This is a genomic window from Pseudobutyrivibrio ruminis DSM 9787 (assembly GCF_900218035.1).
Classification (GTDB): Bacteria; Bacillota; Clostridia; order Lachnospirales; family Lachnospiraceae; genus Pseudobutyrivibrio; species Pseudobutyrivibrio ruminis.
This window is the reverse complement of record NZ_OBMR01000013.1, coordinates 93728-101018: the sequence shown is the minus strand read 5'-3', so window position 1 is coordinate 101018 and position 7291 is coordinate 93728. Positions and strand designations below refer to the sequence as shown.

The 7291-nt window shown below is 40.0% G+C and carries 9 protein-coding genes, 1 tRNA gene and 1 rRNA gene; all 11 read right to left on the bottom strand.

The features are described from left to right. Positions 1-161: ribosomal RNA gene (locus tag CRN97_RS12840) — 16S ribosomal RNA — on the bottom strand; the annotation flags it as partial. Positions 162-584: 423 nt separating this feature from the next. Then, positions 585-1607: a threonine aldolase family protein gene (locus tag CRN97_RS12835; protein ID WP_097077131.1), complete on the bottom strand. Its 1023-nt coding sequence runs from the start codon at positions 1605-1607 to the stop codon at positions 585-587. Positions 1608-1695: 88 nt separating this feature from the next. After that, a tRNA-Ser gene (locus tag CRN97_RS12830) sits at positions 1696-1781 on the bottom strand. A 137-nt stretch (positions 1782-1918) separates the two neighbouring features. After that, positions 1919-2608: a 2-C-methyl-D-erythritol 4-phosphate cytidylyltransferase gene (ispD, locus tag CRN97_RS12825; RefSeq protein ID WP_044938538.1), complete on the bottom strand. Its 690-nt coding sequence runs from the start codon at positions 2606-2608 to the stop codon at positions 1919-1921. 2 nt (positions 2609-2610) lie between these two features. Beyond that, the gene (gene tsaD / locus CRN97_RS12820) at positions 2611-3636 is read right to left on the bottom strand and encodes a tRNA (adenosine(37)-N6)-threonylcarbamoyltransferase complex transferase subunit TsaD (RefSeq protein ID WP_044938540.1); all 1026 of its coding nucleotides are present in this window, start codon (positions 3634-3636) and stop codon (positions 2611-2613) included. Beyond that, positions 3626-4210, bottom strand: a complete 585-nt coding sequence (locus tag CRN97_RS12815; protein ID WP_044938542.1) for a DUF6715 family protein — start codon at positions 4208-4210, stop codon at positions 3626-3628. Before CRN97_RS12815 ends, tsaD begins: the two co-directional genes overlap by 11 nt. 1 nt (position 4211) lies before the next feature. Then, positions 4212-5123, bottom strand: a complete 912-nt coding sequence (locus CRN97_RS12810; RefSeq protein WP_097077130.1) for a ribonuclease Z — start codon at positions 5121-5123, stop codon at positions 4212-4214. 23 nt (positions 5124-5146) lie between these two features. Beyond that, the gene (gene rimI / locus CRN97_RS12805) at positions 5147-5587 is read right to left on the bottom strand and encodes a ribosomal protein S18-alanine N-acetyltransferase (RefSeq protein ID WP_097077129.1); all 441 of its coding nucleotides are present in this window, start codon (positions 5585-5587) and stop codon (positions 5147-5149) included. After that, positions 5587-6297, bottom strand: coding sequence for a tRNA (adenosine(37)-N6)-threonylcarbamoyltransferase complex dimerization subunit type 1 TsaB (tsaB, locus tag CRN97_RS12800; RefSeq protein WP_097077128.1), 711 nt, complete (start codon positions 6295-6297; stop codon positions 5587-5589). The genes rimI and tsaB overlap by 1 nt, the downstream gene beginning before the upstream one ends. 1 nt (position 6298) lies before the next feature. Then, positions 6299-6730: a tRNA (adenosine(37)-N6)-threonylcarbamoyltransferase complex ATPase subunit type 1 TsaE gene (tsaE, locus tag CRN97_RS12795; protein ID WP_033153220.1), complete on the bottom strand. Its 432-nt coding sequence runs from the start codon at positions 6728-6730 to the stop codon at positions 6299-6301. Further along, positions 6727-7233 (bottom strand): YcxB family protein, encoded by a 507-nt coding sequence (locus tag CRN97_RS12790; RefSeq protein WP_097077127.1) that lies wholly within the window; start codon positions 7231-7233, stop codon positions 6727-6729. Before CRN97_RS12790 ends, tsaE begins: the two co-directional genes overlap by 4 nt. Positions 7234-7291 lie beyond the last annotated feature (58 nt).

Genomic DNA, 7291 nt, shown 5'->3' with positions numbered 1-7291 from the left:
CCCCCTGTACAAGGTAGGTTACCCACGCGTTACTCACCCGTCCGCCACTCAGTCAACAAATCGTCACCCCGAAGGGATCGTAATAAGTTGCTTCGTTCGACTTGCATGTGTTAAGCACGCCGCCAGCGTTCATCCTGAGCCAGGATCAAACTCTCATGTTAAAAAGTTTAATTCCGAATCAGTATAAAACTGACTTGTTTACTAATAAAGGTTTTTGTTTCGTCTTAGAAACTAAATGAATTTCAAGGATACATGTTTTATACAAAACTGTATTAATTCAAGGTTTGTTTCACTGTTCAGTTATCAATCTTCACTTTGTTGTTGCCCTCAGCAGCAACTCGTTTATATTATCACGATGCTGTCTTTTTGTCAACAACTTTTTTATTTATTTTTCTTGATTTTCTTTGAAAAATCAAGGGCTGTGACTCTTTCGAATCAGCTTGTAAATAGTATCATCTGCATTGATTTTTGTCAAGCACTTTTTACTATTTTTTATCGCTGTTTCAGCGAAGCTTTTCGCTCACGCGACAGCTTGTTTATAATATCAAACAGCCCTTTTGGTGTCAACAACTTTTTGCAAACTTTTACAAGATTTTTTTCAAAGCTTCAACATCCTCTTTTGTAGTGCCCCAACTAGTTGCAATTCTAATAACTGTATGCTCTTCATCATACTTTTCCCAGAAGTCATAAACCACATTTTCTTTAAGTTGTTCTAGCTTGGCATTATCCATAACAACAAAAATCTGGTTAGTAGGATTTTCCATATATAGTGTATATCCCTTAGCCTTCAAATCTTCTCTGATAGAATCAGCCCACTTAACACCATTTCTGCCCAAAGACATATACAAATCATCAGTAAACAATTCAGCAAACTGAATGCCCAGTAATCTTCCTTTTGCAAGAAGGGCTCCATGCTGTTTAATCTGAGTAATCATATGTTTAGGAGTATTGTTCTTTGTAAATACTACCGCCTCACCAAAGAGAGCTCCAACTTTAGTACCTCCAATGTAAAATACATCGCAAAGCTTAGCCATATCCGCCATAGTTATATCATCAGCTGCTGCGAGTCCGTAGGCTAAACGTGCTCCATCTATGAAAAGAGGTATTTCATATTCATTACATATAGAATAAATTGCCTCTATCTCCTCCTTAGAATACAGTGTTCCATATTCAGTAGGATAAGATATATAAACCATACCTGGATTAACCATATGCTCACAGCTTCCATCTGCATAATGGTCTGCCAGCATTTGCTTTAATTCATCTGCGTGAATCTTTCCTGCATGCCCTGGTAAAGTTATTACCTTGTGTCCGCTATATTCGATTGCCCCCGCCTCATGAACAGCAACATGCCCTGTCGCAGCCGCTACTACTCCATCGAAGTTCTGTAGCATAGAATCAATAACTGTTTGATTCGTTTGTGTGCCTCCAACCAAGAAATAAATATCAGCATCAGGACAATTAATGTACTCTCTTATTTTTGCTTTCGCAGAATCACAATATGGATCTTCTCCATAACCCGAAGTAGAAAGCATATTTGTTTCCTCAAGAGCTTTTAAAATATTAGGATGGCACCCCTGGGCATAATCACATTGAAAGTAAAGCATAACATTCCTCCTTTATACATCTAGCTAACACTAATATATAAATGAATACAATAAAAAAGGCAACCACTTTCGTGATTGCCTTATCCAGCGCAGAGGGTGGGATTCGAACCCACGCGCCCTTGCGGACAAACGGTTTTCAAGACCGCCTCGTTATGACCACTTCGATACCTCTGCATGCATCTCTCGAGCACGTTATGTATAATATCATCCTATAAGATGGATGTCAACAAAAAATCGTAAGTTTTTTTGAAAATCCTTGAATTCAGAAAATTGTGACAACACCGCATTTTATCGTACTTTTCTGTATGTTTTTAATGGCGGTTTCTAAGTATCGCTTCTCCGAAGGTTGCGTCCTCTGGAGTAGTCACTTTTATGTTCATATATGAGCCCTGAATCATGTGCACATCATGGTCAGTTGCCATCTCTACTATCATGGCATCGTCTGTGATTGATGTGTCTGCATTAGGCATAATTTTATCGTATGCACCTCTGATAAGATTGTATTCAAAACACTGTGGTGTCTGAACAGTCCATACAGTGCTTCTATCTGGTGTGTCTAATACTTTTCTATGTGTGTCTGTAATCTTGATTGTATCTTTTGTAGGCATACCTACAACGCATGATTCATATAGAGCAACAGCCGACATACAGCGGTGGATTATATCCTCTGTAACAAAAGCTCTTGCACAATCATGTATCAAAACATAACCATCGTTAATTGCCTGGAGACCCGCGTATACTGAGTCGTATCGTTCCTCTCCACCTTCAACAATAGCAATGCACTTATCTATATGATATCTTTCGATTATTTCTTTACGGCACTTTTCAACGTCTCCTGGTGCCACTACAAGTACAATTTGAGTAACCTTGCTTTCCTGGAATGTACGAAGACAATGAGACATAAGTGGAGCCCCACCTATATTCATATACTGCTTAGGAACTTCCTGTTCCATTCTTTTACCACTACCTGCTGCAAGTACAATCGCTGTAAATTTATTCATTGTTATCTTTCTCCCAGTTTAAGATTTGGAATAGCATTCAAATCCCAGCTATCCCTTCTACCCGCTAAATACTCATAGTATCCAGCAGCGCCAATCATTGCCGCATTATCTGTACAAAGGATTGGTGATGGATGATAGAATTCTACACCCTTACTTTTGCACATTTCTTCCATAGCTGCTCTAAGTGTTTGATTAGATGCTACACCTCCAGCTATAGCGAACTTATCCATGCCAAATTCATCAATAGCCATAGCTGCATGCTCGCATAAAGTATCTATAACTGTCTGTTGGAAGGATGCTGCAATATCCTTATCGTTTACTTCCTCGCCCTTCATTTGGGCACCATTTATGTAGTTAAGTACCTGCGACTTAAGTCCACTAAATGAAAAATCATACACTCCATCAGATACCTTTGGACGTGTAAATGTAATTGCATGAGGATTTCCTTCATGGGCAGCCTTTTCGATTTTTGGACCACCTGGGTAGCCTAAACCAATAGCACGAGCCACCTTATCAAAAGCCTCTCCAGCTGCATCATCCCTGGTACGTCCAAGGATTTCGTATTTACCATAATCCTCTACTCGAACAAGATGAGTATGGCCACCAGACACTACTAAGCATAAAAATGGTGGCTTAAGCTCCTTATTTTCGATATAGTTGGCGCTAATGTGGCCCTCGATATGATGAACACCAATTAAAGGCTTGCCTGTAGCAAACGCTATTGCTTTCGCCTCTGCAACGCCAACAAGTAACGCACCAACTAAGCCTGGACCATATGTGACAGCTATTGCGTCCATATCTTCCAAGCCCATATCAGCTTCTTCTAATGCCTGCTCAATTACCTGATTAATTCTTTCTATGTGTTTGCGGGATGCAATCTCAGGAACTACCCCTCCATAAAGTGTATGAAGTGGTATCTGAGTAGATATGATATTACTTCTAACGTCTCTTCCGTTTACAACAACCGCAGCCGCTGTTTCATCGCAAGAGCTTTCTATTGCAAGAATTTTTATTTCTTTAGTATCCATTTATTTCGTCCTCTGTGGACAGCCTCCATGTAAGAATCTTCCAATTACCATTTGAATCTTTTCTCAGGCAGAAATCCTCGTATGTACGAGTATATGAACTTCCTTCACGTACAAAATAGTACGCTGAAACAAAAGCACACTCATAACCATTTATCTTTTTATACTGAACTTCACCCGACTCACTAACAGAGCTCGATACGATAACTCTTTGACGATTATGATAATCCTCTATTTCAAGATTTAACGATGCAACATAAGTGTCTTTAGGATTATATTGTAATAGTTCGTCATCCATAAGCTTTCTAGCCTGATCAGCCATCTGCTCAAGCTCATCCTGAGTAAAGTCTTCTGCATAGTAGGCTGTAATTATTCTATTGTACCATTTAACCACTGCACGAGGTGTAGCAGGGTAATTCTTATCAAAATCCTTTGAAATAATTGCCTGTACCTCTGACAGCTCAACACTATCATCTGCGGAAACAGAATCATTGCGGCGTGACAAATAAGCATAGTATCCCACTACAAGAGAAACCATACAGATTACCGCTATTCCTATTCGCAGTACCTTTTTCATCCTACTCCTCCGAAAAATCAAGTTCTATAAACTTGCCGTCTTCTCCCAATTGCGCCTGTGGAAATATATCACAGACAGCTTTCATATATCTTTTATGTCCGGTCATGGATGGGGAAAAATGTGTAAGCCAAAGCTCAGATACATGAGCATCCTTTGCAACCTTTGCCGCTTCATAAAATGTCATGTGTTTATTCTGACGAGCTTTTGCAAGCTTTTCTTCCTCTGCGTACATTCCCTCACAAATAAGCAAGTCCGAGCCCTCGGCTGCTTCTACTAGTGATTGTGTAGGCCTTGTGTCAGTACAATATGTGACCCTCAAGCCCTTTCTAGCCTCGCCCATAACCATTTCAGGGGTGAATGTTTTCCCTTCGAATTCTACTGTTTGCCCCTTTTGCAATGGGTTCCACAGCTGAACCGGCAAGCCTAATGCTTTTGCGCCTTCTACGTCAAATCTGCCTTTTCTAGGTATATCTATCGTATATCCATAGCATAGCACATTATGATTAACTTTGAACGCGTGAATGTGATAACCCATTATCTCGAAACGTTCATCAGGCTCTGTAATTTCATGAAAAAGTATTTCAAATGGAAGCTCAGGTGCGATAACCCTAAGTGAATTAACCACCCTTTCAAGCCCCTTTGGACCAACAATTGTAATAGGCTCAGTCCTATCAGAATTGCCCATGGATAACAAAAATCCAGGCAAACCACTGACATGATCTGCATGATAGTGAGTAAGACAGATAATTGAAATAGGATTTGGTGAAAAGCCTGCCTCCCTGAGAGCTACCTGTGTTCCCTCACCGCAATCTATAAGTAACCCCTCGCCATTGAATCTCATAAGGCAAGAAGTTAACCATCTATTAGGAAGCGGCATCATGCCAGCCGTCCCCAACAAACAAACATCTAACATTTATAAATCCTCTATAACCCTTATTACAAGCTCTTTGACATACAAATAGCATCTTCTATCGGGTTTGAATAAAAGTATTTGCGCTTTCCAATTTCTTCAAAATCAAAGCGTTGGTAAAGATTTCGTGCAGGTGTATTTGAAACACGAACCTCTAAGAATATTGTTTCAACATTTCTTTTGCCAGCCTCAGATATGGTGTATTCCAACAATCCTTTTCCAAGGCCTTTTCCCTGATACTTTGTATCTATTACTATGTCCGGGAGTTCAGCCTCTGGCGCTGTTATGTATAAAACAGAAAAGCCACAGATTACATCATTCTCTGTGACAACCATAATCAATGAATAATCGGAATCAAACGCCTCCTGAAAAGATTTCATAGACCATGGTGTAGGCATAACCGCCTCTTCTATTTGAAAAATAGCCTGCAAATCTGCTGATGTTGCATGTCTATATTCAAAGGCCATTAAGCTTTCCCTTCCTTTTCCATGCGTTCTCTCTCTGCCTGTGACAATCTGAGATAATCAGGTCTGTGATCGGCCGCTGGCTCGCATTCACCATTTTGATAGTATATCTGGCCTAAAGTTGCAACTGATGCTGCATGCTGTCTGTTCAGATGAGCAGGTGCAAATCTGAATGGAACCTTTATGAGATTTGGTATTTCCTCCTTGAATACAGGAACTCCATCTCCTATAAATGTAACCGGCATCTGTAATTCGTTTATCTTTTCTGCTATTACATGGAAATCTACTGCACACTGACTGTGAAGTGTAGTGAACTGTCCATCCTGATCAAAAGAGTAAATGCCTGTGTATACCTGGCCTCTTCTAGCATCCATGATTGGACAAATAACTCCTGACTGACCCCAAAGATTGAAAGCCAAAGCATCAACTGTAGGCACGGAAACTATTGGGCATCCCAAAGCCAAGCCTAATCCCTTTGCAGTTGCTGATGCAATTCGAAGACCGGTAAAAGATCCTGGTCCTGCTGCCACTGCAATGGCATCGATAGTGTTTAAATCTAACTCAATCATCTTGCCAAGCTCATCAAGCATTGGAAGAAGAGTCTGAGAATGAGTCTTTTTGTACCCCGTAGTGTACTCACCAATTAAATTATCATCCTCAACAACGGCAACTGAAGCAACCAGCCCAGAACCGTCAATTCCTAATATCTTCATACTATATTTGCTCTATCGTAATTTTGCGATAGTCGAATCCTTTTTCTAAATTTTTCTCTATTGTGACCTGGGTGTAATGCTCAGGTAAAATGTCGGTGATAAGATTAGCCCACTCAATAAGAGAGACGCCATCTCCATAGATGTAATCCTCGTATCCGATTTCATCCATTTCTTCGATATCGCCTATACGATATACGTCAAAATGATAAAACGGCAAGCGTCCTGTATCGTAGACCTGAACAATAGTGAATGTAGGACTACAGATTGCTTCGTCTATTTCAAGACCATCTGCAAAGCCCTGGGTGAAGACCGTCTTACCAACGCCCAAATCACCGATTAAGGTGAATACCTGACCAGGACTAGCTTCGCTAGCAAGCTTACGTCCAAGCTTTTCTGTTTCTTCTGGTGAATTTGTTTCTATTACTTCAATCATTTTATTTGAATCTTATAATCCTCTACGTGAGTTTTGATGTATGCAACAGCATCTTCATATTGGTTTGCTATATCTTCCTTTGGGATGATATAAGCATTGATCCTGTTGCTATAAATAAGGAGATAATCCTTCCAAGTGGCTATCTTGTAAATATATTCCCATGGAAGCTCCGAATCCTCATCTGCTACTGGCGAGCTGACAACTATGCCTGTGTCAGTAAAACGGTATGTAAGAGGATGCATAAATACTTCCTGAGCCATCTGGGCCTTAGCTCTCATTTTGAGAGTCATAGGAATGTATAGTAAAAAAACTATTGCCACAAGCGGATATGCCACTCTGTATATTAGTGATAAAACTGAGAAACGCAGTATCCAGACAGCAACTAAAAGCACAAAAAGAACAATTGAAAAAATCCCCTGTGTGCTGGTGTATGCGTGATGGATATTGTAGCGATATAAATCCTCTTCTTTGATTTTTACGCTAAATGTAATTTCCTGTCCCATAATCCCAAAATCTCCCTATTTTTTGATATTTTACCATACTTTTGCGCAAAAAAATAGA